A 23,817-nucleotide genomic window follows, 5' to 3' on the forward strand; every position below is an offset into this window, starting at 1 on the left:
ACGAAAGCGCCCTCGGCCCGGGCGGCCTCGGCCGCGGCGGCATTCGCCTCGGTGGCGGTGTGGGGAGTGTCCTCGGGGCGCGCGCTCACCGGCTCAGCCTCCGGTCCGCGCTTCGAGCCGGTCGATCAGCTCGGCCGGCACCGCCTCCTCGGCCAGCTGCGCCAGAAGGCGCGCCTTCGCCTCCGACGGCATGCGTGCATTCGCCTCGACCTGCGCAATCAGCCGCGCGCGGCGGTCGGGATCGAGCGGCACCAGCGCCGGCGCTGCCGCCGCGCCCGGCCGAAGCGGGCGCAGCTTCAGCCCCTCGCCCAGAAGCGGCGTGCGTTCGGCCACGATCTCCTGTCCGGTGGCAAGCCCGGCGGCACGGATCAGAACCGCATCCCCCTGCCGGTGCAGCACCTCGACCGGCACCGCGGCCAGACGATCGCCGGCCCCCAGAAGCAGAACCCGGCCATCCGCGCCGACCGCCGCCGCCGGCACCTCGGCCACCGCCTCGAGCGGCGGCTCGTCGAGGGTGACGGTGACGAAATCGCCGGCCTTGAAGCCCGCGGGAACGTCGAGCCGCGCGAACAGCAGCCGCCCGGTCAGCCCGGTCTCGACCGCCGCCCCCGCCCGCACCAGCGTCGCCGGCGCGGCGAGCGTGCGGCCCTGCAGATCCAGCGCCACCTCGGCCCGCATCGGCACCAGCGCGCCCGTGGCATCGGTCAGCCGGGCGAATTGCGCCGTCGAGACCCGGAACGAGACCTCGAGCGCGGCAGGGTCGATCAGCTCGCCCAGCATCTCGTTCATCGAGACGACCCGGCCCTTCACCGCGGTGATGCCGGCAAGATCGCCGGCAAAGCCCGCGCGGATCACCGTGTCGCGCAGCTTGCGCTCGGCCTCGCCGAGCGTGATCTCGGCGCGGCGCAGGGTGTTGCGCGCCTGATCGAGCCCGGCTTCGGCCGCCGAGAGTGCCGTGCGCTTGGTCAGCACCGCCTGATCGGCCGCCGAAACGGCCAGCTCGGCGGTCTCGGTGTCGGCCGCCTTGCCGAAGCCCTTCGCGTCGATCGAGCGTTGCCGCTCGAGCGCCGAGCGGCGCAGCTCCGCCTGCCGCCCGGCCGCCGTCAGATCATCCGAGGCGATCGCCACCGTGCGCTCGGCCAGCGCCAGCGCCGCCTGCGCCTCGCCGCGCGCCGCGGCCGCAGTGTCGCGCGCCGCCTGCGCCTCGGCCGGATCGAGCTGCACCAAAAGCTCGCCCGCCGAGACCGTGCCGCCCTCGACGAAATTCGGCGAGAGGTCCAGGATCCGACCCGCCACCGCCGCCCGAAGTTCCAGCCGCCGCGCCGCGCGGATCTCGCCATAGGCCGTGAGCCGCGGCACCCGCGTGCCGAAATCGAGCGTCACCACATTCGCCGCAAAGACCCGCTCGCGCGCCTGCGCCGGACGCTCGGGCGCGGCGTTGCGCGCCTCGATCGCGGCCTTGACGGCATAGCCCCCCGCCGCGAGCAGCCCAAGCGTCAGCGCGGTGAGGAACAGCCCCATCAGGGAGCGGGTGAGAAACTTCATCGTCCGTATCCTGTCGGTCGGTGCAGGGGAAAGGGGCCGATCCCAGCCCTTACGCAAAGTCTAGCGCGCATCCTACGCGGCACGGCGCCGCTTCCGCCGCCGTTCACGCATTTGTCAGGGCGCGAGCGCATTCAGCCGCGCCCGCAGGGCCAGCAGATCGGCCCAGGCCTCGCGCTTGGCATGGGGCTGGCGCAGCAGATAGGCCGGGTGGGTCATCGGCAGCGCAGGCCGGCCGAAGGCCTCGGCCCAGTGTCCGCGCAGCCGCAGGATGCCGCGCTTGTTCAGTGCCGCGGCGCAGGCGGCATTGCCCATCAGCACGATCAGATCGGGATCGGCGAGTTCGACATGGCGGGCGAGGAAGGGCAGCATCTGCGCGATCTCGGCCGGTTCCGGGTCGCGGTTGCCCGGCGGGCGCCAGGGCAGCACGTTGGTGATGTAGAAGGCCGCCCCGGCATCGGGGCTGGTCCGGGAGAGCCCGATCGCGGCGAACATCTTGTCGAGCAGATGCCCGGCGCGGCCGACGAAGGGCTTGCCCTGGACGTCCTCGTCGCGGCCCGGCGCCTCGCCGATGATCATCACCCGCGCCTTCGGATTGCCGTCGGCAAAGACCGTGGTCTTCGCGCCCTTCTTCAGCTCGCACAGATCGTAAGCGGTGATCGCGTCGCGCAGCGCCTCGAGGTCGTTGGCCGCGGCGGCGGCCCGGCGCGCCTCGACGACCGGATCGGGCCCCTCCTCGACCACACGCACGGGCCGTGCTCCCGGCCCCTTCGGCGCGACAGCGGGGGCCGCAGGTTTCGGCGCATTCAGGGTTTCCGGAAGCGCATAGGCATCGACGGGCTCATCGAGCACAGCCGAATCCACCCCGAGCTCGATCAGCCATTCGAGCGCGGCGCGGGCGGCGTTGTAATCGAGATCGGCTCCGGCGGTCATGCCGCCAAGCTATGCCGGGGCGCGGCCGGGGTAAAGCACCCGTCCCATCGGATGCCGGCCCCGGTCGATGCTGAGCATCACCTCGGCCCGGTCGAGGGCGCGCTTGCGCCAGGCCGGGTAGGCCAGGAAGGGCGACACGACAATGCCGATGCCCACCAGATCGAGCAGCAGAACCACCAGCGCACGGGCATAGAACCCATGCACGATGTAATAAAGCGAACCGAAGAGCAGCGCCCAGAACCAGCTCAGCCCGGTCGAGTCGTCGAAGCTTTCCGCAAGCGCGCGCGCCTCGGCCCGGCTCGCCTCGGCCTCGCGCCGCAGGCGCAACCGCCGATCCTGGGCGGAGATCGGAACGTCCGGCATGGCAGTTCTCCTGAAATCGGTCCGTCAGACTCCTGTCCTGCACCGGCGCCATGGCAAAACCGGGGCAAGGATGCGACGTTTTCCGCCCCGGCCCCGGCCGCTTCATGCTGGACGGATGCCCCCCCTTTTGCCATAAGCGGCCCCGGACAACTTCGGAGGCAGTCATGTCATTCCGCGCAAGGCATCTTCTGGGCATCGAGCATCTGGCGCCGGAGGAGATCCGGACCGTCCTCGATCTCGCCGACCGCTACGTCGAACTGAACCGCCGCACGGTGAAGCGCACCGACGTGCTCGCCGGCATGACGCAGATCAACATGTTCTTCGAGAACTCGACGCGCACGCAGTCGAGCTTCGAGCTGGCCGGCAAGCGGCTTGGCGCGGACGTGATGAACATGTCGATGCAGACCTCGTCGGTGAAGAAGGGCGAGACCCTGATCGACACCGCGCTGACGCTGAACGCGATGCACCCCGACCTGCTGGTGGTGCGCCACGCCAGTTCGGGCGCGGTCGAGCTGCTGTCGCAGAAGGTGAACTGCGCCGTCATCAACGCCGGCGACGGCAAGCACGAACACCCGACGCAGGCGTTGCTCGACGCGCTGACGATCCGCCGCAGCAAGGGCCGGATCGAGGGGCTGACGGTGGCGATCTGCGGCGACGTCTCGCACAGCCGGGTGGCGCGCTCGAACCTGTTCCTGCTCGGCAAGATGAAGAACCGCATCCGGCTGATCGGGCCGCCGACGCTGATGCCCTCGGGGATCTCGGAATTCGGCTGCGAGGTCTTCGAGAACATGCGCGAGGGGCTCGAGGGCGCCGATGTGGTGATGATGCTGCGCCTGCAGAAGGAACGTATGGACGGCGGCTTCATCCCCTCGGAACGCGAGTATTTCTTCCGCTACGGGCTCGATGCCGAAAAGCTGGCCTGCGCGAAACCCGACGCGATCGTCATGCACCCCGGTCCGATGAACCGCGGCGTCGAGATCGACGGCACCATCGCCGACGACATCACCCGCTCGGTCATCCAGGACCAGGTCGAGATGGGCGTCGCGGTGCGCATGGCGGTGATGGATCTGCTCGCGCAGAACCTGCGCGCCGAGCGCGGCCGCGCCGCCGTCGGGGATGTCTATGTCTGAGATCAAGCGCGACAGCGTCCACGACTATCGCCCCGGCCCGGCCTCCGAGCTGCCGCTCGATCCGGGCGAGAAGGTCGCGGCGGTGTTCGGCGCCGATCCCCGGCGGTATTGGTATGACACGGCGGTTCTGGCCGGCATCGGCATCGTGCTGGTCTCGGCGGCGCTCGTGTGGATGGGCCACACCGATCAGATCGCGGTGGCCGCACTGGCGATCGCCGCCGGCATGGCGCTGCGCGCGCTCTACTTCCGCTCCGAGGCCTTCGCGCGGCGCTGGCAGCTGACCGACCGGCGCCTTGTCGGGCCGCAGGGACGGCAGGTGATGCTGCTCGAGATCACCACCGTGCGCCGGCTGATGGGCGATGTGCAGATCGTCACCAAGGCCGGCGACAAGCACCTGATCAAACACCTCGCCGACAGCGCTTCGGTGATGGCCGCGATCGAGGCGGCGCGGACGAAACGCGCGAAGGTGAAGCGGTGAGCGACACGCCCGCCTCCGACCCCGGCCCGACCGGAGGAGACACCCCCCTGCCGCAGGTGGGCCGCGACGGCGCCGCCTTCTGGGGCGGGCTGCTGGCCCCGGGCGAGACGCTGCGCTGGCACGGCGCCCCCGATCCGCGGCTGTTCACCCCGGCAGGCGGGCCGGCGATCCTTGCGGTGCTTGCGGGCGGCGCCGGCACGGGGATCGTCATCGCCCTGCGCGCCGGAGGCTCGGCCGCGCAGGCGGTGGCCGGGATCGGGCTTTTCGTACTCTCGGCGCTGCAGCTCGCCCGGCGCAGCGGCTTCGGCAACCGCCGGCTGCTCGACACCCGCTATGCGCTGAGCGACCGGGCGATCTACATTGCCACGCTGCGCCCGGGCGCCGCGCCGCATCTCGAGCGCTACCCGCTGACGCCGCATCTCGCTGTCGGGCTCGGCCGCAATTCGGTCACCTTCCCGGTCGGCGTGACCCAGCACCGCAACGAGCCCGAGCGCCCGCTGATGCGCGGCTTCTTCCACATTCACGACGCGGCGGCGGTGCAGTCGCTGGTCCGCGAGATCCAGAGGGGAATGACATGACCCTGTTCCTGCAGAACGCCCGCCTGATCGACCCGGAGCGCCTGACCGAGACCCCCGGCAACCTGCTGATCGAAGCGGGCCGCATCGTCGCGCTTGGCGACATCGCCGTGCCCGAGGGCGCCGAGGTGATCGACTGCGCCGGCAAGTGCCTTGCGCCCGGCATCGTCGATCTCGGCGTGAAGATCGGCGAGCCGGGCGAGCGTCACAAGGAAAGCTTCCGCACCGCCGGGCGCGCGGCGGCGGCCGGCGGCGTCACCACGGTGATCGCCCGCCCCGACACGCTGCCGGCGATCGACACCCCCGAATCGCTCGAATTCGCCACCCGGCGCGCGGCCGAGGCCCCGGTGCGCATCCGCCACATGGCCGCGCTGACCAAGGGCCGCGATGGCCGCGAGATGACCGAGATCGGCTTTCTCATGGACGCGGGAGCCGTCGCCTTCACCGATGCCGAGGCGGTGACCACCGACGCCAAGGTGCTCAGCCGGGCCTTCACCTATGCCCGCGCGCTTGGCGCGATGGTGGTGGGCCACCCGCAGGAACCGGGGCTGAGCCACGGCGCCGCCGTCACCTCGGGCAAGTTCGCCTCGCTGCGCGGCCTGCCCGGCGTCAGCCCGATGGCCGAGCGGATCGGGCTCGAGCGCGACCTCGCCCTCGTCGAGATGACCGGCGTGCGCTATCACGCCGACCAGATCACCTCGGCCGCATCGCTGCCGGCGCTTGCACGCGCCAAGGCGGCGGGGCTCGACGTCACCGCGGGCGTGTCGATCCATCACCTGACGCTGAACGAATTCGACGTCGGCGAGTACCGCACCTTCTTCAAGATGACGCCGCCGCTGCGCTCAGAAGAGGACCGGCTGGCCGCGGTGCAGGCGGTGGCCGACGGGCTGATCGACGTGATCTGCTCGATGCACACGCCCGCCGACGAGGAAAGCAAGCGCCTGCCCTTCGAGCAGGCGGCCTCGGGTGCGGTCGGGCTCGAGACCCTGCTGCCCGCGGCGCTGCGGCTTTACCACGCCGGCGCACTGAGCCTGCCGCAGCTCTTCCGCGCGATGGCGCTGAACCCGGCGAAACGGCTGGGCCTCGCGCAGGGCCGGCTGGCCGAAGGCGCGCCTGCCGACCTCGTTCTCTTCGATCCGGACGCGCCGTTCGTCCTCGACCGCTTTACCCTGCACTCGAAATCGAAGAATACCCCCTTCGACGGCACCCGGATGGAAGGCAAAGTTCTTGCCACATTCGTCGCCGGGGTGCAGGTTTATCCGCATAACGAAAAATAAAAGAACGAGGCAGAGCAGTGATGCCTGGAATGGAGAACGGGGCCGCGGTGCTGACCGGGGTGGCGGTGCTGGGCTATCTGCTCGGCGCCATTCCCTTCGGGGTGGTGGTCACCCGGCTGATGGGGCTGGGCGACCTGCGCACGATCGGCTCGGGCAATATCGGCGCGACCAACGTGCTGCGCACCGGGCACAAGGGCGCGGCGCTGGCAACGCTGCTGCTCGATTCGGGCAAGGGCGCGGTGGCGGTGCTGCTCGCGCGCTATTTCCTCGACGACACCGCGGCGCAGATCGCGGGCGGCGCGGCTTTCGTCGGCCATCTCTACCCGGTGTGGCTGCGCTTTCGCGGCGGCAAGGGCGTGGCGACCTTCCTCGGCACGCTGATCGCGCTCGCCTGGCCCGTCGGCCTCGCCGCCTGCGCTGTCTGGCTGGTGACCGCGGCGCTCAGCCGGATCTCCTCGCTCTCCGCCCTCGTCGCGGCCGCGACCGCGGTGCCGCTCGCCCTCGCGCTCGGCCACCGCGAGATGATGCTGCTCGTCGCGGCGATGGCGGTGCTGATCTTCTGGCGCCACCGCGCCAATATCCAGCGCCTCGCCCAGGGGCGCGAGCCGCGGATCGGAAAGAAGGGTTGATCCCGGCGCGCTTCGCTGGCCAGATGCAGGCATCAGCCAGGAGGCCCCGATGGATTTTCAGACCGCCGTTCGCACGTCATTGACGAAATACGCCACCTTTTCCGGCCGCGCCGCGCGCTCGGAATACTGGTGGTTCGTTCTTTTCGCCTTTCTCGGCCAGATCGTGCTGAGCATCGTCGATTCGATGCTGTTCGGCACCGGCCGCTTCATGCACGGCCCGGGCTATGCCAGCTGGGTCAGCAATGGCGGCCCGCTGAGCACGATCTTCACCCTGGCACTTCTGGTGCCGATGATCGCGGTCGGGGTGCGGCGGCTGCATGACCTCGACAAGTCGGGCTGGTGGCTGCTGATCGCCTTCATCCCGCTCATCGGCGGGCTGATCCTGCTGTTCTTCTTCGTCCAGCCCTCGCAGCCCGGCACCAACCGCTTCGGGCCGCAGCCGGGCAACACACCGCCGCCGGTGCCGATGGGCTGAGCCGTCGCGGGGGGCGCTGCCCCCCGGCTGCATCCGCAGCCTTCCCCCGAGGTATTTGGGGCAAGATGAAACGCCCCCAATTCATCTTGCCCCAAATACCTCGGGGTGAACTGGCCGCAGGCCAGGAGGGGCAGCGCCCCTCCTTTCCGTCTCAATAGCTGTAATCGGCGTAGATCTTGGTCAGATTGCCGTTCCAGTCGCCCCTGTAGCGATCGAGCAGCTCGTCCGCCGGGACCTTGCCGGTCTCGATCGATTCCTCGAGCGCATTGAGGAAATGCGTCTCGTCCGGGATCAGCCCGTTCGCCGAGGGACGCGCCCGCGCGGCAAGACCAGCCTTGGCGATCGACACCACCTCGCGCGCGAGAGCATAAAGCTTCACGCCTCCCGCCTCGCCCTGCAGCGCGTCCTTGGCAGCGGCGCGGCGCAGGCCCTCGCGGGTGGCCTCGTCCCAGCCCTTCACCAGATCCCAGGCGGCATCGAGCGCACCCTGATCGTACATCAGCCCGACCCAGAGCGCCGGCAGCGCGCACAGCCGCCGCCACGGCCCGCCATCGGCGCCGCGCATCTCGATGTATTTCTTCACCCGTGCCTCGGGGAAGACGGTGGTCAGATGGTCGGCCCAGTCGGAGAGCGTCGGCTTCTCGCCCGGCAGCGCCGGCAGCTCGCCCTTGAGGAAGTCGCGGAAGGACTGGCCCAGCGCGTTGATATACTGCCCGTCGCGGTAGACGAAATACATCGGCACATCGAGGACGTAATCGACATAGCGTTCATAGCCCGCGCCCTCCTCGAACATGAAGGGCAGCATGCCGGTGCGGGCTGGGTCGAGGTTCTGCCAGACATTGCCGCGCCACGACTTGAAGCCATTGGGCTTGCCGTCGAGGAAGGGCGAGTTCGCGAACAGCGCCGTCGCCACCGGTTGCAGCGCCAGCGCCACGCGCATCTTCTGCACCATGTCCGCCTCGGAGGCGAAGTCGAGGTTCACCTGCACCGTGCAGGTGCGGTACATCATCGTCTTGCCCATGGTACCGACCTTGTCCATGTAGTCGGTCATCAGCCGGTAGCGGCCCTTCGGCATCATCGGCATCTCGTCCCCGCGCCAGACCGGCGCGGCGCCAAGGCCGATGAACTTCGCCCCGATCCGGTCGGCCACCGCATGCACTTCGCGCAGATGCTCGCCGACCTCGGAGCAGGTGTCATGGATCGTCTCGAGCGGCGCGCCCGACAGTTCCAGCTGCCCGCCCGGTTCCAGGCTGACATTGGCGCCGTTCTGGGTCAGGCCGATGATGTTGCCCTGCTCAAGCACCGGCTCCCAGCCGAAGCCGTCGCGCAGCCCCTCGAGCATCGCTTTGATCGAGCGCGGCCCCTCGTAGGGCAGTGGCGTCAGGCTGTCGGCGAGATAGCCGAATTTCTCGTGCTCGGTGCCGATGCGCCAGTCGGCGGGCGGCTTCTCGCCCGAGGCGATGTATTCGGCGAGCTGCTCGAACCGTTCGATCGGGCCTCCGCCCTGCTGGGGAATGGACATGCAGACGCCTTCTTCTTGCGGAAACCGAGCGCAACAGGTGGCGCTATCAGCGCGCCAAGTCAAGGGAGGCCCGCGCAGGACGGTGCCACAGGCTCTGTGCGACCTCGCGCCGATCGAGCGCGGCGGCAAGCCGGCCCATGTCTATGCCGGGCAGCGCCGCAAAGGCATCGTAGAGCGCCGGGGCACCCGCCGCCGCGACCGGGATCAGCAGCGCCTGCCCGTCCCCCGTCTTCAGCCGCCAGTGCTGCGCGCCGCGCAGGGTGAGCAGGCGGATCTCGGCCAGATCGGCAAGCGCGATATAGCCGCCCAGCACCGTGCTGCCGGCGCCGAAATAGCCGATCCGCCCCTCGTCCACCTCGACAAGGCCCGGATCGGTCACCGCACGGGCAAAGCGCGTGCGGCGCAGTGCCGTTCCTGCCCAGACCAGGGCCAGCGCGCACAGGCCAAGCCCGAGCGGGCCCAGCAGCCAGCCGCCGCGCGTCGCGATCCAGAGCCCGAGTGCCGCGACGCCCGCCGCCGCGAGGGTCTCGCGGTGGCGCTGCAGCGCCGCGCGCAGCTCGGGGCGGATCACCGCCAGTCTCCGAGCGCCGATTGCCACAGGGTGATCGCCGCGCAGGCGGCGGTGTCGGCGCGCAGGATGCGCGGGCCGAGCGAGACCGGCGTCACGAAGGGCAGCGCGCGCAGCCGCGCCCGCTCGGGCTCGGAAAACCCGCCCTCGGGGCCGATCAGGATCGCCCAGGGGCCGGGGGCGAGGCCCGCGAGCGTCTCGGCCGGCCCGACCAGGCTTTCGTCCGCCCACAGGATGCGCCGCGCCGGGTCCCAGCCGTCAAGCAGCCGGCGCAGCGGCACGAGGTCGGTGACCTCGGGCACGAAGGTGCCCAGGCATTGCTCGGCCGCCTCGAGCGCATGGGCCTGCAGCCGGTCCTGCCGGATCCGCTGCGAATTGGTGAATTCGGTCTGGACCGGCACGATCCGCGCACAGCCCAGCTCGGCCGCCTTCTCGACGATGAAGTCGGTGCGCTCCTTCTTGATCGGCGCGAAGATCAGCCACAGGTCGGGCGGGTCCAGCTGTGGCGCCGCCTGGCCAAGGCAGGTGAGCGTGCCCCCCTTCTTCGCGGCGGCAACGACCTCGGCGGTCCATTCGCCGTCGCGGCCGTTGAAGAGCGCCACCCGCGCCCCCGGTCCCTCGCGCATCACCGAAAACAGGTAATGCGCCTGCTCGGGCGTCAGGGGCACGGCTTGCCCCGGCCCCAGCGGGTGATCTACACACAGTCTGATCTTGGCGCGGTCCATGCGCGGAAATCTAGGGGAGGCACGGAACAAATGCCAGAGCTTCACGGCACGGTCGCGGATGCGGTGCAGGGCAACTGGGTCGACCGGCTGGCGCCGCCCGTGACGCGCCCCTATCTGCGGCTGGCGCGCGCCGACCGGCCGATCGGCACCTGGCTTCTGCTGATCCCCTGCTGGTGGGGGATTGCACTCGCCGCTGCCACCGATGGCCCGCGGCTGTCGGACCTGTGGTGGGCGCTGGCCTGCACCGCCGGCGCGTTCCTGATGCGCGGCGCCGGCTGCACCTGGAACGACATCACCGACCGCGATTTCGACGGCTCGGTCGCCCGCACCCGCTCGCGGCCGATCCCCTCGGGACAGGTCACGGTGAAGCAGGCCCTCGCCTTCATGGTGGCGCAGATCGCGGTCTCGGCGCTGCTGCTGCTGACCTTCAACGGCGCGTCGATCGTGATCGGCATCGTCGCGCTGGTGCCGGTGGCGATCTATCCCTTCGCCAAGCGTTTCACCTGGTGGCCGCAGGCCTTTCTCGGCATCGCCTTCAACTGGGGCGCGCTGCTCGGCTGGGTCGCCCATGCCGGCAGCCTGAGCCTGGCGCCCGTGCTGCTCTATCTCTCCGGCCTGATCTGGACGCTGTTCTATGACACAATCTATGCCCATCAGGACAAGGAGGACGACGCGCTGATCGGGGTGAAGTCGACGGCGCGGCTGTTCGGCACCGACACGGTGAAATGGCTCTCGGGCTTTCTGGTCGCGGTGGTGGCGCTGATGACCGCCGCGGTGCTGGCGGCGCTTCTGCCCGCCGGAGCGCCGCCGCTTGTTCTCGTGCTTGCGCTCTGCGCGCCCTGGGGGATGGGCTGGCACATGCTGTGGCTGTTGCGCCAGCTCGACATCGACGACGGCGACACCTGCCTGCGCCTGTTCCGCGCCACCCGCGACACCGGGCTGATTGCTGCGCTGTTTCTCGCCGTCGCCGCAATCGTGTGATTGATCCGCCCCGCCCTGCCCCGTAAGAGATTGCCCACACACCGGAGGAGGCCCTGACTGCATGCGCTTGCGCACCACTCTCCTGACCACCGCCGCCGTCGCTTCCGCGCTCGTGCTCTCCGCCTTCGTCGCCGGCGGCTCGGCCACGATCATCGAGAAGCGCTCGCGCATGGCGGTGCGCGTCGCGCTTGAAAGCGCGGGCATCAGCTGGGTGCGCACCGAGGCGGACGGGCTGCAGGTGATCTTGCTCGGCACCGCGCCCTCCGAAGCGGCGCGCTTCCGCGCCATCACCATCGCCGGCACCGTGGTCGACAGCGCCCGCATCGTCGACAGCACCGATGTGGAAAGCACCGCGGCCATTGCGCCGCCCCAGTTCTCGCTGCAGATGCTGCGCAACGACGACGGCATCTCGCTGATTGGCCTCGTCCCCACCGACACCGACCGCAAGGCGCTGATCGAGGGGCTGCAGGCCGCGCTTGGCGATCGGGGCACGGTCACCGACATGCTTGAACGCGCCGACTATCCGGTGCCCGCCGGCTGGCAGATGGCACTCGACTTCGCGGTCGAGACACTGAAAACCCTGCCGCGGGCGAAGATCTCGGTCGATCCGGGCCGGGTCGAGGTGCAGGCGATCACCGACAGCCCGACCGAGAAGGCGCGGATCGAGACCACCCTCGCCCGCCGCCGCCCGGTCGAGCTGAAACTGACCTCGGACATCTCGGCGCCGCGGCCGGTGATCACCCCATTCACCCTGCGCTTCCTGATCGACACGGCCGGCCCGCGCTTCGACGCCTGCTCGGCCGACACCACGCGGGCACGCGACCGCATCCTTGCCGCCGCGCGCGCGGCCGGCGCGACCGGCACGCTGGGCTGCACCGTCGGCATGGGCACGCCCTCGCCGCAATGGGCCGATGCGGTGGTGATGGGGATCAATGCGCTGAAGGAGATCGGCGCCGGCACGATCACCTTCTCGGATGGCGACATCGCGCTTTCGGCCAATGACGGCGCAGACCCCGCTGTCTTCGACAAGGTCGTGGGCGAGCTCGAATCGAACCTGCCCGAGGTGTTCTCGCTCAAGGCCGAGCTGCAGAAGAAGGCCGAAAAGGGCGGCGCCAGGCCCGAATTCTCGGCGCTTCTCGGCGAGGATGGCAAGGTCGAGCTGCGCGGCCGGGTGACGAACGCGCTTGGCCGCGAGGCGGTCGAAAGCTTCGCCCGCGCCCGGTTCGGTGCGAAATCGGTCTATGGCGCGACCCGCATCGACGGCGAGCTGCCGCAGGGCTGGCCGGTGCGTACCCTCGCCGCCCTCGAGGCGCTCGACAGCCTCGCCCAGGGCAGCGTCACCGTCACCCCTGACCTTGTGACGGTCAAGGGCGTGACCGGTGACGCTCAGGCCTCGGACACGATCTCGCGGGTTTTGACACAGCGCCTTGGCGAGGGCGCGCGGATCGCGCTCGACGTGCGCTATGACCGCCGGCTCGATCCGGTGCTGGGCCTACCCGACGGGCCCGAATGCGTGCGGCGACTGAACGCCGTTCTGACCGAGCAGAAGATCAGCTTCGAGCCCGGCTCGGCGGTGATCGCGGCCGCGGGCGAGAAGCCGATCGAGGCGCTGGCAAAGGCGATGAAGGATTGCCAGGATTTCCGCATGGAAATCGCCGGCCACACCGACAGCCAGGGCCGCGAGGAGATGAACCAGCAGCTCAGCCAGGATCGCGCGCTCGCCGTGCTGCATGCGCTGCGCGACCGCCGGGTGCTGACCGAGAATCTGGTGGCGAAAGGCTATGGCGAGAGCCAGCCGATTGCCGACAACGGCACCGAGGAGGGGCGCGAGGCGAACCGCCGCATCGAATTCGTGCTGCTCGACGCGGCCCCGGTCGAGACCGAGGGCGCACCGCTGCCCGCGACCGAGGCGGCCCCCGTCACTGCGCCCGAGGAACACGCGGCGCAGATCGCTCCCGATGCCGCGGCGGCCGCACCCGACACCGCCACCGAGGTCCCGGCCGAGGACATGGCGCCCGACTTCTCTCCGCTCGACGCGCCGGATTTCTCCGGGAACGAGGGGCCGATGGAGGATGCGACGGGCGAGCCGCTCGCCGGCGTGGGCGAGAATCCTCCGCCCGAGGCCCTGCCGCCGTCCGAGACGGCCCCGGCGCCGACCCCGGATACCGCCAAGCCTGCCGAAGCCACTGCGCCGGAAGCGGCAACCGGAGCCACGCCGCCGGCCGTGCCCCCGGCCGAGACCGCCCCGGCGGTTCAGGCCGAACCGGCTGCCGAGAGCACGGCGACGCCCGCGCTGCCGCCCGGTGTCGCCGCCGCCCAGGACCCGACGATCGAGATTCCGGTCGCCCCGGCCAAGGATTCGCCCGGCACGCCGAAACCCCGCCCCAAGGGGCTGAAGACCGACCAGAACTGAGGACGCGAGAGACCGCCATGAACAGACCCGAATTCATCTTCGCGACGGCGCTGATCCTGCTCGTCTTCTTCTTCCTCGGCTGGTTCGCTTCCTGGCTGATCCACCGCCTCACCCGGGTAAGCCGGGCCGATATGGGCGAGCTCGAACAGATGGCGCAGGCGCTGCACGAGGCCGAGGAAACCCGCGACCGCGCCGTCGCCTATGCCGAAAGCCGCGAGGCCGAGCTGACGAACCACCTCAGCCAGACCGAGGCCGAGCTGCGCGCCGCGATGGACGGGCTGCGCGACGCGCGACGCGAGGCCGAGGAGCTGCGCGACCATATCGAGCGGATGCAGAAGCGGATCGAGTGAAAGGGGGCTCCCGCCCCCTCCTTGCCTGCGGCAAGTTCACCCCCGGGAGTATTTTCCCCAAGAAAAAGCCGAAAAACCACTGCTTTTCCTTGCGGAAATACTCCGGGGGAGTCTTCGGAACGAAGATGGGGGCAGCGCCCCCTCAGCCCGCGACGGACACGCGCGCGGTGCGGATCAGCGGCAGGGCCGCGGCGACGAGCGGATGCACGCCCCCGGCCCCGGCGGCGATCTGTGCGGCCAGGCCCGCGCGCATCGGCACCGACCAGTTCTCGTTCAGATGCGCGGCGACGGCCGCGGCGCCATCGCCCGGCTGCACCTCGAAGAAGGTGGCGATCTGGTTCGCCATGCGGATCAGGCGGTCCTCGCTCATGCGGCACTCTCCTCTGCCCCGGCAGGGCCTGTGTATCGGGTGAAACCGTCGCGCCCGCGCGCGATCAGCGCAAGCCCGGCGGCCCCGGCCTCGGCCACGGCCAGCGCGGTCGGCGCCGAGGGCGAGATCAGCGCCGTGGCGCCAAGGGTCGCGGCCTTCTGCACCAGATCGACCGAGAGCCGCGAGGTCATCACCACCGCCCCGCCTTCGGTCGCGATGCCGGCACGGGCCAGAGCCCCGGCAAGCTTGTCGAGCGCATTGTGCCGGCCGACATCCTCGCGCAGAGAGATCAGCCCCCCGGCCTCGGTCCAGAAGCCCGCAGCGTGAACCGCGCGGGTCGCATCCTGCAGCGCCTGCGCGGCGCGCAGATCGTCGAGCGCCCGGGCGGCCTGTGCGGGCCCCGGCGCCGCGCGCATCGGCCGCGCCGGCAGCTGCCGCAGCGCCTGCTCGAGACTGTCGAGCCCGCACAACCCGCAGCCCACCGGCCCCGCCATCGCCCGGCGCCGCGCGGCAAAGCGGGCGCCCGCGGGGGCGGCAAGCCAGGCCCGGGCCTCGATCCCGCGCGGCTGCGCGACGATCTCGGTCCGGATGAGCTCGGACGGACTGTCGATCAGCCCCTCGGCCAGCGCAAAGCCCAGCACGAAATCCTCAAGGTCGGCAGGCGTCGCCATCATCACCGCCTGCGTCGCCCCGTCATAGACGAGCGCCACCGGCACCTCCTCGGCCAGCACCTCGGTGCCGGCCGGAACGGGAACGCGCGTGGCCCCCGCAGGCAGGCTCATTCCGCGGCCTCGATCCGGCGCGCCGCCTCGCTCAGCGCTTCATAGCCCTCCTGCCAGTCCGAGGGCCCGTTCGACAGCCCCACCTGCACCGCCGTCACCTTGTATTCCGGGCAGTTCGTCGCCCAGTCGGAATTGTCGGTGGTGACGACGTTCGCCTGTGTCGTCGGGTGGTGGAAGGTGGTGTAGACGACACCGGGCGAGACCCGCGTGGTCAACGTCGCGCGCAGCGTGGTCTCGCCCGCGCGGCTTGCCAGCCGGACCCAGTCGCCGTCCTTGATGCCGCGCGTCTCGGCGTCATGGGGGTGGATCTCCAGCCGGTCCTCGGGGTGCCAGACCACGTTCTCGGTGCGCCGGGTCTGGGCGCCGACGTTGTAGTGGCTGAGGATCCGGCCGGTGGTCAGCAGCAGCGGGAAGCGCGGGCCGGTGCGTTCGTCGGTCGGCACATAGGCGGTGCGGATGAACCGGCCCTTGCCGCGCACGAAGCCCTCGACATGCATGATCGGCGAGCCCTCGGGCGCGGCATCATTGCACGGCCATTGCACCGAGCCGCGCTCGTCCAGCATCTCGTAGGTGACGCCGGCAAAGCCCGGGGTGGTCGCGGCGATCTCGGCCATGATCTCGCGCGGGTGGGTATAGCTCCAGCCCGCGCCCATGGCATTCGCCAGAAGCTGCGTCACCTCCCAGTCGGCATAGCCCGCCTTCGGCGCCATCACCCGGCGCACCGGGTTGATCCGGCGCTCGGCATTGGTGAAGGTGCCGTCCTTCTCGAGGAAGGTCGAGCCGGGCAGGAAGACATGGGCGTAATTCGCGGTCTCGTTCAGGAAGAGGTCATGCACGATGACGCAGTCCATCGCCGCGAGCCCTGCCGAGACGTGGCGGGTGTCGGGATCGGATTGCAGGATATCCTCGCCCTGGACATAGAGCCCCTTGAACTGCCCGGCCACCGCGGCGTCGAGCATGTTCGGGATCCGCAGCCCGGGTTCGGGATCGAGCGCCACGCCCCAGGCCTTCTCGAAGATCGCCCGCGCGGTGTCGTCCGAGACATGGCGATAGCCCGGCAGCTCGTGCGGGAAGCTGCCCATGTCGCAGCTGCCCTGCACGTTGTTCTGCCCGCGCAGCGGGTTCACGCCCACGCCCTCGCGGCCGATGTTGCCGGTCATCATCGCGAGGTTGGCGATGGCGATGACGGTGGTCGAGCCCTGCGAATGTTCGGTCACGCCGAGGCCGTAATAGATCGCCGCATTGGGGGCGGCGGCATAGGCGCGCGCGGCGTCGCGGATCGTCGCCGCGGGCACGCCGGTCAGCGCCTCGACCGCCTCGGGGGCATAATCCGGGTTGGTGACGAATTCGACGTAATCGGCCCATTCATCGAGATCGCAGCGCTCGGCGATGAAGGTGTCATCGGTCAGATGCTCGGTCACGATCACATGGGCCATCGCGGTCAGCACCGCGACATTGGTGCCCGGGCGCAGCGGCAGGTGCCAGCTCTGGCCGAGATGCGCGGTGTCGAGCAGGTCGATCCGGCGCGGGTCGATGACAATCAGCTTCGCCCCCGCCCGCAGCCGCTTGCGCAGCCGCGAGCCGAAGACCGGGTGGCCGTCGGTCGGGTTCGCGCCGATGACGAGCGCCAGATCGGTCTTCTCGACCGAGTCGAAATCCTGCGTGCCGGCCGAAGTGCCGAAGGTCTGCTTCAACCCGTAGCCGGTGGGCGAGTGGCAGACGCGGGCGCAGGTGTCGGTGTTGTTGGTGCCGAAGACCGCGCGGGCCAGCTTTTGCACCAGGAAGGTTTCCTCGTTGGTGCAGCGCGAGGAGGTGATCACCCCCACCGAATCCTTGCCATGCGCTGCCTGGATCGCGTGCAGCCGCGTCGCGGCGAAGCTCAGCGCCTCGTCCCAGCTGACTTCGCGCCAGGGGTCGGTGATGCGCTCGCGCACCATCGGTTTCAGGACCCGGTCGCGGTGCGTGGCATAGCCCCAGGCGAAGCGGCCCTTCACGCAGGAATGGCCCCGGTTCGCCTTGCCGCCCTTCCAGGGCACCATCCGCACGAGTTCGTCGCCGCGCATCTCGGCCTTGAAGGCGCAGCCGACGCCGCAATAGGCACAGGTGGTGATGACCGACCGTTCCGGCGTGCCGATCGCCTCGACCGTTTTCTCGACCAGGGTCGCGGTCGGGCAGGCCTGCACGCAGGCGCCGCAGCTGACGCAATCGGAGGACAGGAAATCGGGCGCGGCGGGCGAGATCCGGGCATCGAAGCCGCGCCCCTCGATGGTCAGCGCGAAGGTGCCCTGCACCTCCTCGCAGGCCCGCACGCAGCGCATGCAGACGATGCACTTCGCCGGGTCATAGCTGAAATAGGGGTTCGAGACGTCCTTCGCGATGTAACGCGGGTTCGCCTCGCCATTCGCGCGCACCTCGAAATGGTTTTCGCCCCTGGCATAGCGCACCTCGCGCAGACCGACGGCACCGGCCATGTCCTGCAACTCGCAATCGCCGTTCGCGGCGCAGGTCAGGCAGTCGAGCGGGTGGTCGGAGATGTAAAGCTCCATCACCCCGCGGCGCAGCTTGGCCAGCTGCGCGGTCTGGGTATGGACCTGCATCCCCTCGCTGACCGGCGTGGTGCAGGAGGCCGGCGTGCCGCGCATGCCGTCGATCTCGACCATGCACAGCCGGCACGAGCCGATCGGCTCGAGGCTGTCGGTGGCGCAAAGCTTCGGGATGGTGATCCCGGCCTCGGCCGCCGCGCGCATCACCGAGGTGCCCGCGGGCACGGTGACGGCCACACCGTCGATCACCAGATGCACCGGCTTGCCCGCGCGCGCGGGCGTGCCCATGTCCTTGGTCCAGCCGGGTTCGGGGATGATGAAGTCCTTCATTCTGCCGCCTCCCGGACAGGGGTGAATTCCTCGGGGAAATGTCGCAACGCGCTTTGCACCGGATAGGGGGTGAAGCCGCCAAGGGCGCACAGCGAGCCGGTCTTCATCAGCTCGCACAGGTCATCGAGCAGGGCGAGCGCCGCGCCGTCGCCCGCCGCGATGCGGTCGAGCGTCTCGACGCCCCGCACCGCGCCGATGCGGCAGGGCGTGCACTTGCCACAGCTTTCGACGGCGCAGAATTCCATCGCGAAACGGGCCAGCGCCATCATGTCGGCACTGTCGTCATGCACGACGAGACCGGCGTGCCCGACCAGCCCCTTCTGCTCGGCAAAGCATTCGTAGCAGAAGGCAAGCTCGAAATCCGACACCGGGTGATAGGCGCCGAGCGGGCCGCCCACCTGCACCGCCTTCACCGGCCGGCCAGAGGCCGTGCCGCCTGCGATGTCATTGACGATTTCCCCCAATGTGATGCCGAAACCGGTCTCGAACAGGCCACCGAATTTCACATTTCCCGCAATTTGCAGCGGAATGGTGCCGCGCGAGCGACCGATGCCGATGGCACTGTAGGCCTCGGGCCCCTCGGCCATGATCCACGGCACGGCGGCAAGCGAGAGCACGTTGTTGACCACCGTCGGCGCGGCCATGAAGCCCTGAAGCGCCGGCAGCGGCGGCTTTGCCCGCACCACGCCGCGCTTGCCCTCGAGGCTGTTCAGCAGCGAGGTCTCCTCGCCGCAGACATAGGCGCCGGCGCCCTCGCGGATCTCGATGTGAAAGGCGTGACCGCTGCCCAGCATGGCGTCCCCGATCACCCCGGCCGCAGTCGCGATCTCGACCGCGCGGCGCATCACCGCGATCGCGTCGGGATATTCGGAACGGATGTAGACGAAGCCCTGCGTCGCACCGGTGGCGAGGGCGGCGATCGCCATGCCCTCGATCAGGCAGAACGGGTCGCCCTCCATCAGCATGCGGTCGGCGAACGAGCCGCTGTCGCCCTCGTCGGCGTTGCACACGATGTATTTCTTCGGCGCGCGGGCGAGCTGCACGGTGCGCCACTTGATCCCGGTCGGGAAGCCCGCACCGCCGCGCCCGCGCAGCCCCGAGGTGACGACGTCGTCGACGATCTCCTCGGGCTTCTTCGCCAGCGCCACGCGCAGCCCCGCAAGACCGCCGCCCGCCTCGTAGTCGGACAGGCTGAGCGGATCGGTGCGGCCGCAGCGGGCGAAGGTCAGCCGGGTCTGGCGCTTGAAGAAGGGGATCTCCTCGGTCGGGCCAAGCGCCTTCGGATGCTTCGCGGGGGCCGCGAACAGCGAGGGCACGTCGGCCACCGTCATCGGGCCGAAGCCGAGCCGGCCCTCGGGCGCCTCGATCTCGACCAGCGGCTCGAGCCAGACCATGCCGCGCGTGCCGTTGCGGATGATCTCGACCGGAATGCCGCGCCGCGCCGCCTCGGCCGCGATCGCCGCCGCCACCGCATCCGCGCCGCAGGCCTTGGCCGCCGCATCTGCCGGAACCCAGAATCTCATGCCCGCATCTCCTCGGCCAGCGCATCGACCGCGGCGGCATCGAGCCGCCCCACCAGCCGCCCGTCGACCTGCGCGGCCGGCGCACAGGCGCACAGCCCTAGGCAATAGACCGCCTCGAAGGTGATGCCGTCCTTCGTCTCGCCGATCTTCTGACCAAGCGCATGTTCAAGCAGCGCCTGGAGCGCGACGCCGCCCATCGCCTGACAGGCCTCGGCCCGGCACAGCTTCAGCACATGGCGCCCGGCGGGCTGGCGGCGGAAATCGTGGTAGAAACCGATCACCCCCGCCACCTCGGCCCGGCTGAGCCGCAGCGCCGTGGCGATCGGGTCAAGTGCCGCCTCGGGGATGAAGCCGAATTCCGCCTGCACGTCGTGCAGGATCGGCAGCAGCGCGCCCTCGCGCTCGGCATGGGAAGCGACGATCTCGCTCAGTCGCGCCGTGTCGGTCATGGCTCTCCTCCCTCAGGTCAGGGCCGGTTGGCTTACCGCCCGATAGCGCAGCGCGATAGACCAATCAACGTCAAGACCCCCGTTGATTGATAGAGAACGTCTATCGCTCAACGATCCGCTCGGCCTCTTCCAGCAGCGCGCGCAGGCTGGGCGTGCGGGTGGCGCGATGGCCGACGACAAGGCCCACGGCATGACGCGCCTCGGGCGAGGTCAACGGCCGCGCGACACAGCCCGCCGGCAGCGCCGAGCCCTCGCTCAGCGCCTCGGCGAGGATCGCGGCCCAGCTTCCGGTCGCGACATGGGACAGAAGCGCGAGCGTCGAGTTCGACTCGACCCGCGGCGCCACCTCGACCCCGGCCGCGGCCAGATGCGCGTCGATCAGCCGGCGGTTCTGCATGTCGGGGGTGAGCAGGCACAGCGGCCGGGTCGCCGCCTCGGCCCAGCTCAGCGCGCCGGTCTCGCTGCCGCGCTCGACCAGCCGGTAGCGCTCGACCCAGAGGGCCACGGCATCGAGCCGCCCGGGCTCGGCGCCCTCGAGATAGGTGATCCCGGCATCAAGCGCCTGCGCCGCGATCCCCTCGCGGATCTCGGCCGAGCTGCGCGACAGGAGCGTCACCCGCGCGGCCCGGTTGCGCGCCAGGAACGGCCCGGTCAGCCGCGCCACCCGCGGCAGTGCAGTGGGGATGACGCCGATGCGCAGATGCCCTGCCACGCCAAAGCGTGCCTCGCGCATCTCGTCCTGCATCGCGCGCGCCTCGCCGACGATGCGGCGGGCATGGTCGAGCACCCGCTGCCCCTCGGGCGTCAGCCCCTGAAACCGCGCGCCACGCAGCACCAGCTGCACGCCGAGGCTGTCCTCGAGCGAACGGATCGCCGAGCTGAGCGTCGGCTGCGTCACGCCATAGACGGCCGCCGCGCGACCGAAATGGCCCTCGCGCGCCAGCACCATGAACATTTCGAGCTTGTCGATCATCGCGCCACGCTAGCCGCCCGCGCGGCCCCGCGCCAGTGCCCGGCGGCCGCATTCCCGGGCGGTCCCGACCAGTAGCGGGGAAATTCGGCGAAACCCTCCCACCGCGGCTTGTTCACGCGATTGTGCCCCCCTACATCGAGCCACATGGACCTTGCCCGCCTTTTCCTGCGCCGCCGCGCGCCCCGTGTCGCCCTGATCCGCCTGCAAGGCGCGATCGGCATCACCCGCCCCGGGTCGCCGGGCCTGTCGGACGCGGCGCTTGCGCCGGTGATCGAGCGCGCCTTTCGCAAGGGCAAGCCCGCCGCCGTGGCGCTGGTGATCAACTCGCCCGGCGGCTCGCCGGTGCAAAGCTCGCTGATCGCGGCACGGATCCGGCGGCTTGCCGGCGAAACCGGCGTGCCGGTCCATGCCTTCGTCGAGGACGTGGCGGCCTCGGGCGGCTATTGGCTGGCCTGCGCGGCCGATGACATCTGGGCCGACGAGACCTCGGTCGTCGGCTCGATCGGAGTGATCTCGTCGGGCTTCGGGCTGGACGGGCTGATCGCGAAACACGGGATCGAGCGGCGGGTGCACACCGCGGGCGGCTCGAAGAGCTTCCTTGACCCGTTCCGCCCGGAAAAGCCCGAGGACATCGCCCGCCTGACCCGGCTCCTTGAGGACATGCACCGCGCCTTCAAGGCCCATGTCACCGCGCGGCGCGGCACCCGGCTGAGCGGCGCAGACCTGTTCACCGGCGAGGTCTGGACCGGCGCGCAGGCGGTGGCCACCGGGCTCATCGACGGCACCGCCCATACCGTTCCGAAGCTGAAGGCGCTTTACGGCGACACCGTGCGGATCGTGCCGGTGAACGGGCCGCGCCGGTCGTGGCTGCGGCTGCCGGGCACGGGGTTTGGCGCCGACGTCGCGGGCGCGCTGCTCGACACCGCCGAGGAGCGCGCACTCTGGGCGCGTTACGGGCTGTGACATGCTAATCAAGGGCATGACGCTTTTCCTCGTCGCGATGGCGGTGCTCGCCATCTTCGGCAAGCTGCGGCTGCCGGGCGGCAAGGCGCGGCGGCTGGCGGGGCGCTGCCCGGCCTGCGGCCGGCCGAAGATCGGGCCGGGGCCCTGCCCCTGCGGGCGCAACAACAAGAAGGGGGCCTAAGTGCTCATTGATCTGGTGAAGATCCTGGCCGGTCTCGGCCTGCTGGTGGTGGCCGGCGACCTTCTGGTGAAGGGCGCGGTGAACCTGGCGCTGCGGCTTGGCATTCCGGCGCTGATCGTCGGGCTGACGGTCGTCGCCTTCGGCACCTCGGCGCCCGAGATGATGGTCTCGGTCGCCGCCGTGCTCGACCACAACCCGGGCATCGCACTTGGCAACGTGGTCGGCTCGAACACCGCCAACATCCTGCTGGTGCTGGGCATCCCGGCGATCATCTCGATGATCCGCACCGACGAGCAGGACACGCGCGAAAGCTATTTCATCATGCTTGGCGCCTCGGTGCTGTTCATTCTGGTCTGCTTCATGGGGCCGCTTGGCTGGCCGCATGCGGCGCTGCTGCTGGTCACGCTGGTGGTGATCCTGATCCGGCAGGGGCGTCAGGCGCTCGCCCATCGCGCCAGCCGCACCGAGGAAGAGATCGAGGGCGTCGACGTGCACATGAGCCTGGGCAAGGTCGCGCTGTTCATCGCGATCGGTCTTGTGGGCCTGCCCTTCGGTGCCGATTTCCTGGTGGATGGTGCCAGCTCGATCGCCCGCGCGGCGGGCATTCCCGACACGGTGATCGGCCTGACCCTCGTCGCCATCGGCACGTCCCTGCCGGAACTGGCGACCTCGGTCACCGCCGCGATGAAAGGGCGCGCCGATGTCGCGCTTGGCAATGTCATCGGCTCGAACATCTTCAACCTGCTCGGGATCATCGGCGTCGCGGGCTTCTTCGGCCGGCTCGACGTGCCGCCGGGGATGCTGCGGCTCGACCTGTGGGTGATGTTGGCGGCCTCGCTGCTGATCGCGCCCTTCATCCTGCACCGCTGGCCGTTCACCCGGCTGGTGGGCGTGGGCTTCACCCTGATCTATGCCACCTATGTGGTGGTGCTGATGACCGCCCATGCGGGCTGAGGAGGACAGCATGGGCAAGGCCCTGATCACCGGCGCAGCGAAACGGCTTGGTCGCGCGATGGCGCTCTATCTCGCGGACCGCGGCCATGACGTCGCGATCCATTGCAACGGCTCGGTCGAAGCGGCCGAGGCGACCGCCGCCGAGGCCCGCGCCCGTGGCGTCAAGGCCGTGGTGCTGCCCGCCGACATCCTCGACGAGGCGGCGGTCGAGGCGCTGGTGCCGCGCGCGGCCGAGGCGCTCGGCGGGCCGCTGACGGTGCTGGTCAACAACGCTTCGATCTTCGAATACGACACTCTCCGCACCGCCACGCGGGCGGGCTGGGACCGGCACTTCGGCTCGAACCTGCGCGCGCCCTTCGTGCTGACCCAGGCCTTCGCAGCACAGGCCCCCGCGGCCGACCGCAGCGGCCCCGAGCCCCGGGCTCAGGCGCTTGTCGTCAACATGATCGACCAGCGCGTGCTGAAACCCACGCCCGAGTTCATGACCTACTCGCTCGCCAAGGCCGGGCTCTGGGCGCTGACCCGCACCGCGGCGCAGGCGCTGGCTCCCGCAATCCGTGTAAATGCCATCGGCCCGGGCCCGACGCTGCAGGGCGCGCGGCAGAGCGAGAGCCATTTCACCCGCCAGCGCGCCGCGACCATTCTGCAGCGCGGCGCCGATCCCGACGATATCTGCGCCGCGCTTGGCTATCTGCTCGACGCCAAGGCGGTCACCGGACAGCTGCTCTGCGTCGACGGTGGCCAGCACCTCGGCTGGCAGACACCCGATGTGCTCGGCCCGGAATAGG

At 70.2% G+C, this 23,817-nt stretch carries 25 protein-coding genes; 13 read left to right on the top strand and 12 right to left on the bottom strand.

Features of this window, described 5'->3' with window-relative positions; translation table 11 throughout:
- Positions 1-93 precede the first annotated feature (93 nt).
- The 3 genes from EOW65_RS04170 to EOW65_RS04180 all read right to left on the bottom strand — a co-directional run bounded on the left by EOW65_RS04170 (position 94) and on the right by EOW65_RS04180 (position 2,838).
- Positions 94-1,545 carry an efflux RND transporter periplasmic adaptor subunit gene (locus tag EOW65_RS04170; protein WP_128147739.1) on the bottom strand — a complete coding sequence of 484 codons (1,452 nt, stop codon included), beginning with the start codon at positions 1,543-1,545 and terminating at the stop codon, positions 94-96.
- Positions 1,546-1,659: 114 nt separating this feature from the next.
- The gene (locus EOW65_RS04175) at positions 1,660-2,475 is read right to left on the bottom strand and encodes a uracil-DNA glycosylase (protein ID WP_128147740.1); all 816 of its coding nucleotides are present in this window, start codon (positions 2,473-2,475) and stop codon (positions 1,660-1,662) included.
- 9 nt (positions 2,476-2,484) lie between these two features.
- Positions 2,485-2,838 (bottom strand): hypothetical protein, encoded by a 354-nt coding sequence (locus EOW65_RS04180; protein WP_128147741.1) that lies wholly within the window; start codon positions 2,836-2,838, stop codon positions 2,485-2,487.
- Between the two features lie 164 nt (positions 2,839-3,002).
- Between EOW65_RS04180 and EOW65_RS04185 the strand changes: the two genes are divergently transcribed.
- From EOW65_RS04185 to EOW65_RS04210, 6 genes are read left to right on the top strand one after another with little or no spacing between them, the layout of a single operon-like run.
- A complete protein-coding gene (locus tag EOW65_RS04185; RefSeq protein ID WP_121533472.1) occupies positions 3,003-3,968 on the top strand; it encodes an aspartate carbamoyltransferase catalytic subunit in 966 nt (321 codons plus the stop codon).
- Entirely contained in the window at positions 3,961-4,446 is a 486-nt protein-coding gene (locus EOW65_RS04190) for a hypothetical protein (protein ID WP_128147742.1), read from the top strand. The genes EOW65_RS04185 and EOW65_RS04190 overlap by 8 nt, the downstream gene beginning before the upstream one ends.
- Positions 4,443-5,024 (top strand): hypothetical protein, encoded by a 582-nt coding sequence (locus EOW65_RS04195; protein WP_128147743.1) that lies wholly within the window; start codon positions 4,443-4,445, stop codon positions 5,022-5,024. The genes EOW65_RS04190 and EOW65_RS04195 overlap by 4 nt, the downstream gene beginning before the upstream one ends.
- Entirely contained in the window at positions 5,021-6,298 is a 1,278-nt protein-coding gene (gene pyrC, locus EOW65_RS04200) for a dihydroorotase (RefSeq protein WP_128147744.1), read from the top strand. Before EOW65_RS04195 ends, pyrC begins: the two co-directional genes overlap by 4 nt.
- Before the next feature lie 20 nt (positions 6,299-6,318).
- Entirely contained in the window at positions 6,319-6,927 is a 609-nt protein-coding gene (gene plsY / locus EOW65_RS04205) for a glycerol-3-phosphate 1-O-acyltransferase PlsY (RefSeq protein ID WP_128147745.1), read from the top strand.
- A 49-nt stretch (positions 6,928-6,976) separates the two neighbouring features.
- On the top strand, positions 6,977-7,402 hold the full coding sequence (locus EOW65_RS04210; protein WP_128147746.1) for a DUF805 domain-containing protein: 426 nt from the start codon (positions 6,977-6,979) through the stop codon (positions 7,400-7,402).
- Positions 7,403-7,553: 151 nt separating this feature from the next.
- Here EOW65_RS04210 and EOW65_RS04215 read toward each other — a convergent pair whose 3' ends face one another.
- The 3 genes from EOW65_RS04215 to EOW65_RS04225 are packed head-to-tail and all read right to left on the bottom strand — an operon-like array spanning position 7,554 to position 10,217.
- Entirely contained in the window at positions 7,554-8,924 is a 1,371-nt protein-coding gene (locus EOW65_RS04215) for a glutamate--cysteine ligase (protein WP_128147747.1), read from the bottom strand.
- Between the two features lie 46 nt (positions 8,925-8,970).
- Positions 8,971-9,495: a hypothetical protein gene (locus tag EOW65_RS04220; protein WP_128147748.1), complete on the bottom strand. Its 525-nt coding sequence runs from the start codon at positions 9,493-9,495 to the stop codon at positions 8,971-8,973.
- Entirely contained in the window at positions 9,492-10,217 is a 726-nt protein-coding gene (locus EOW65_RS04225) for a 16S rRNA (uracil(1498)-N(3))-methyltransferase (RefSeq protein WP_128147749.1), read from the bottom strand. Before EOW65_RS04225 ends, EOW65_RS04220 begins: the two co-directional genes overlap by 4 nt.
- Positions 10,218-10,247: 30 nt before the next feature.
- Between EOW65_RS04225 and ubiA the strand changes: the two genes are divergently transcribed.
- The 3 genes from ubiA (at position 10,248) to EOW65_RS04240 (ending at position 13,961) form a co-directional block, all read left to right on the top strand.
- Entirely contained in the window at positions 10,248-11,198 is a 951-nt protein-coding gene (ubiA, locus tag EOW65_RS04230; RefSeq protein WP_240664493.1) for a 4-hydroxybenzoate octaprenyltransferase, read from the top strand.
- Positions 11,199-11,259: 61 nt separating this feature from the next.
- A complete protein-coding gene (locus EOW65_RS04235) occupies positions 11,260-13,611 on the top strand; it encodes an OmpA family protein (RefSeq protein ID WP_128147751.1) in 2,352 nt (783 codons plus the stop codon).
- Positions 13,612-13,628: 17 nt separating this feature from the next.
- On the top strand, positions 13,629-13,961 hold the full coding sequence (locus EOW65_RS04240) for a hypothetical protein (RefSeq protein ID WP_128147752.1): 333 nt from the start codon (positions 13,629-13,631) through the stop codon (positions 13,959-13,961).
- Between the two features lie 142 nt (positions 13,962-14,103).
- Here EOW65_RS04240 and EOW65_RS04245 read toward each other — a convergent pair whose 3' ends face one another.
- From EOW65_RS04245 to EOW65_RS04270, 6 genes are all read right to left on the bottom strand, one after another.
- Positions 14,104-14,331, bottom strand: coding sequence for a formate dehydrogenase subunit delta (locus EOW65_RS04245; RefSeq protein ID WP_128147753.1), 228 nt, complete (start codon positions 14,329-14,331; stop codon positions 14,104-14,106).
- A complete protein-coding gene (fdhD, locus tag EOW65_RS04250; RefSeq protein ID WP_128147754.1) occupies positions 14,328-15,113 on the bottom strand; it encodes a formate dehydrogenase accessory sulfurtransferase FdhD in 786 nt (261 codons plus the stop codon). The genes EOW65_RS04245 and fdhD overlap by 4 nt, the downstream gene beginning before the upstream one ends.
- A complete protein-coding gene (gene fdhF, locus EOW65_RS04255) occupies positions 15,110-17,986 on the bottom strand; it encodes a formate dehydrogenase subunit alpha (protein WP_128147755.1) in 2,877 nt (958 codons plus the stop codon). Before fdhF ends, fdhD begins: the two co-directional genes overlap by 4 nt.
- On the bottom strand, positions 17,983-19,509 hold the full coding sequence (locus tag EOW65_RS04260; protein WP_128147756.1) for an NADH-ubiquinone oxidoreductase-F iron-sulfur binding region domain-containing protein: 1,527 nt from the start codon (positions 19,507-19,509) through the stop codon (positions 17,983-17,985). The genes fdhF and EOW65_RS04260 overlap by 4 nt, the downstream gene beginning before the upstream one ends.
- Complete coding sequence (locus EOW65_RS04265) at positions 19,506-19,958, bottom strand: formate dehydrogenase subunit gamma (RefSeq protein WP_128147757.1); 453 nt, start codon at positions 19,956-19,958, stop codon at positions 19,506-19,508. The genes EOW65_RS04260 and EOW65_RS04265 overlap by 4 nt, the downstream gene beginning before the upstream one ends.
- Before the next feature lie 100 nt (positions 19,959-20,058).
- Positions 20,059-20,931 carry a LysR family transcriptional regulator gene (locus EOW65_RS04270; protein ID WP_128147758.1) on the bottom strand — a complete coding sequence of 291 codons (873 nt, stop codon included), beginning with the start codon at positions 20,929-20,931 and terminating at the stop codon, positions 20,059-20,061.
- A gap of 144 nt (positions 20,932-21,075) precedes the next feature.
- On the opposite strand from EOW65_RS04270, the gene EOW65_RS04275 reads away from it, so the two are divergent.
- Genes EOW65_RS04275 through EOW65_RS04290 form a run of 4 tightly spaced genes read left to right on the top strand, consistent with a single transcriptional unit; the run spans position 21,076 to position 23,816 of the window.
- Positions 21,076-21,894 carry a S49 family peptidase gene (locus tag EOW65_RS04275; RefSeq protein ID WP_128147759.1) on the top strand — a complete coding sequence of 273 codons (819 nt, stop codon included), beginning with the start codon at positions 21,076-21,078 and terminating at the stop codon, positions 21,892-21,894.
- Between the two features lies 1 nt (position 21,895).
- Positions 21,896-22,075 (top strand): hypothetical protein, encoded by a 180-nt coding sequence (locus EOW65_RS04280; RefSeq protein WP_128147760.1) that lies wholly within the window; start codon positions 21,896-21,898, stop codon positions 22,073-22,075.
- On the top strand, positions 22,076-23,029 hold the full coding sequence (locus tag EOW65_RS04285) for a calcium/sodium antiporter (RefSeq protein ID WP_128147761.1): 954 nt from the start codon (positions 22,076-22,078) through the stop codon (positions 23,027-23,029).
- Positions 23,030-23,039: 10 nt separating this feature from the next.
- A complete protein-coding gene (locus EOW65_RS04290; protein ID WP_128147762.1) occupies positions 23,040-23,816 on the top strand; it encodes an SDR family oxidoreductase in 777 nt (258 codons plus the stop codon).
- The last annotated feature ends 1 nt before the right edge of the window (position 23,817 follow it).

The sequence above is a fragment of the Paenirhodobacter ferrireducens genome, assembly GCF_004022265.1.
In the GTDB taxonomy this organism is placed as follows: domain Bacteria; phylum Pseudomonadota; class Alphaproteobacteria; order Rhodobacterales; family Rhodobacteraceae; genus Rhodobacter; species Rhodobacter ferrireducens.